We start from the raw sequence: 3,429 nt of genomic DNA, 5'->3' as shown, positions 1-3,429 counted from the left end.
CATCAATTTCTTTCGGTTTATCCTCCAACCCCGTTTCAAAAACGCATCCTTCTTGTTTGAGACATTCGGGATTATCAGATGTCCAATAAGGTATTTCTCCCGCGTGAATTCGCAGAATACCTTTATCGTCGAGAGTGACATAATATTGATAATTATAATCGCTTTTGCCACCCGGACGGCTTAATTCGCCAATTGTTTCCCATCGATCGGTTATAGGATCGCGAAAACAGAAAGTATGTTTTCCTTTACGAGGAAATTCAGGTAAAGGTTTGCTAATTAATCCAGTTCCTTGTTCTTTGACATTACTTTCATAACGAAAACCTTCCATAAATTTGCTATAATCAACTTGACTGTCGAATACGAGAGGCGGATCTTTTGGCCCAACGCTGACAGTTTGCAATTCGATCACGTAAACTGCAATATCGCAAAGCAATTTACCATCTTGGGAAATAATCGGTTGGTTAGCTAATTCCGGCGATGCTGCTGCGATCGCTTTTTTGAGATCCAAACTTTCACAGCTAGCACTAATTAAGGAATGGGGAGTTCCCTGACAAAACAGTAATTTAAATTGCAATTTTTGGTCGATTTCAAATTGAACTTTAATTTTCGCCTTAAACTCATCTTCTTCCATTCCCAATTGGCGTACCAATCTATTAATATTGTATCCTCCCCAGAGCATCGGATTTGCGCCATCAAAATCTTGACGGTAGATCGTAATAGTTAAGGGAACTCCTTCCCAATCGCTGCGAGTTTTGGCGATCGAATCGCGATCGCTAAGTTGACGCAGTTCCCGACCATTCCGGAAAATCAATCGATCTCTTTCTCCCTGAGTTTTTAGGGTAAACGAACAAGGGAGAAAATAAAACAAATTTTTGACATCGATATCTAGTTGATTGACACCCAGACGCAGCATTCCCTTTGCTGCTTCTAAATCAAAACCGTACTGACGCAGCTTTTCTGCATAGCAAGCACCCACCGAAGTCGCCATTTTACTAAATTCTGGTACAAAAGTTACTCGTTCTGGATTCCAAACGAAATAGTCATATTTGCTAAACTCTTGTTTTACCAGTTCTTCTACCAAATAAATTTTGCACGTTTGACCGGATAAAATTAACCAATCGACTTTTTCTTGGCGGTGATTTTCTGACTGATATCCCAAGCGACTTTCCACCAGTCCTTTGGCGATGCGTACTGCATCTTCAACTACCGGAGAAACAGCATTTTCAAATTGCTGTCTGTTTATTTTCACGTTGAGGCGATCGGCAGATTTCACCTTGAAGTCAATTCCACTTTGTTTGAGCAAATCAGAAATCTTTTTCTCAGTAAGTACAACCCTTTCCCGGTCTATATTTTGGTTAATTTCAATTTTTATTTCTTCCGCATAATCCCAAATTTCGTAAAAAGTTTGCAAGCGAGAGGGATTATTTTTCCATTTCGTCGGTAGGATTTTTTCTGCATCTTTCAGCGCGTCGTTATAAGCGGGGTCTTCTTCAGGATTGGAGGTTTTCTTGTCAACGCATTCCCACAAGGAACCAATTTTATATTTGCCATCTTTAGTGAGGAAGCGATCGCTCAATCCCGCAATCTCATCTTCCAGCTTTTGACATTCCAAATCTCCTGAAGTTACTGCGGTCAGCAAACAATCTGCGATCGCCACTTTCAGCAATTTAAAAATCCGCAGCGTAATTAACTCTCCACCTAATTGCAAATGACCCGAAGAGCCAATAAACGTGGGAGTTAGCACGTAGTACCTTCCCCCAGCACCCCGATCTTCATCTCGTTCAAACGGGTCTTTCTCTTCCAGAGAAAGGTTAATCAAAGCTAAATCCGTCGTTCCCCCACCGATATCCAAAACCAAGACATTTTGCGACCATTTTTTCCCATCCCAATGACAGCGAGTTTTGAAAGATTCAATCCCAATATTCAAATCGCCGCCGAATTCCCGCCATAAGAAAAAGATTACTACCGAGACAGCTTCATCGTAATCAGTCTTTACGAAATCCATCCCCAACGCACTCACCATTTGCTCAATTTCGCGACGCACCACTGGCGGCGCTACCGCCGGATAAGTCACAACTGCGGTAGTAATATCTCGACGCGAAGACCTACCAGAAGTTCTGGTTTCGTAATATTTTTTGGTATTCTCGATCAAATAACCCCAAGCAGCTTGAATTAATTCGTTGCTGGTAATTTCTGACTCAACTCCCTCCCATTTTACTTGCATTGCATCCCGTTGTTGACCGAAATATCGCTTCGGCGAATGATGAAACTTCCCGTTAATTTCTTCTCCTTTAGTTTCGGAAAAAGCTGTTCTTCTGTTCTGAAGAACTCTGTTTCCCATGAGTACCTTTAAAGCTTTCAGACTTTGGATTTCCAACTCGCTGGGTATTTCCTTTGCTTCACTTCCCAGATCCAAAGAAACTCGGAGCAGATTTTGCGATGATAAAGGCGGGACGCGGAAGACTTCGTGGTAAATATGGTTTAATTTTTTGTTAGCAGCGCGGCGGAATGATTCGGGACGATTTCCCAAGGAAGTTTCGATTTTGCGGATCGTGACTAGCAAAGCTTGGTCATTGAGAGTACCCATTTCGGGTATTTCCACATCTTTTTTGATATCGCCAATAAATCTTTCCCACTCCGCTACACTCACACCAGCTAACGCATCAACAGTTGTGGAATTCAACCATTCTACCAATAGTTCGCCTAACCGTTCTTTTTGTTCTTTGGGTAAGCTTTTTTCGTTGGATACAAAACTTGCATCAAACAGGGTGACTGTGGAGTTGGATGTGCCAAAATCGATCGCTAACCAGTCGGTAGATTCGTTAAGATTTTTTTCAACTGGTTTAGGCTTTTCTTCGACAATTACTGCTGGTTGTGGTTCAATTTTATTAATGTCGATCGCAGGTATTTCCGGTTCGGTTTTGGGAGTAAATAAGTAGCAACTTTTGCTTGCTGTTTGCGGTATCGCTAAAATCGGATTTCCAGCGGCGTCAGAGTCGAAATATTCCACAATTACCAGCAAAGTGCAACCGACATTTCCCGGTAATGGTTTATCCAATGGGTAAGGGTCTTGTCTTAATCGTTGAGGAGCGTATAGTCTGATAGGTTGTTTAAACGTAAATGTTCTGTACGCCGCTTGGATTTGCGCTCCTAATTGTCGCGGTTCCCCTTCCACCACGCAACTGATGCTGGAAATATGCGGTAAATTGCTTGTGGAAACTGGAGCCAATTCTACGATCGGCAAATCTAATAAAGTTTCGTCATTCGTTTTCGGACGAAGTTGGAATCTATTTAATAGTCTGATTTCAATAGCCATTGGTAATTTCAAATTTTAGATTTTAGATTGAGAATTGCTGATTTGAAATTTCAAATAAGTTATCCACCAGGATAAGTAATTTCGGTAATTTGCCACAAACTTTGCCACCATTG

1 protein-coding gene is annotated in these 3,429 nt (G+C 41.5%); it reads right to left on the bottom strand.

Annotated features, from left to right (window positions below; all coding sequences use genetic code 11):
* The coding region (locus H6S82_RS24665; RefSeq protein WP_191056864.1) for a molecular chaperone at positions 1–3,316 on the bottom strand (3,316 nt) is incomplete at its 3' end.
* Positions 3,317–3,429 lie beyond the last annotated feature (113 nt).

Source organism: Planktothrix sp. FACHB-1355, from assembly GCF_014748295.1.
GTDB classification, from domain to species: Bacteria; Cyanobacteriota; Cyanobacteriia; order Cyanobacteriales; family Aerosakkonemataceae; genus Aerosakkonema; species Aerosakkonema funiforme_A.
The sequence above is the reverse complement of the archived record's forward strand: the minus strand, read 5'-3'. Positions and strand labels throughout refer to the sequence as shown.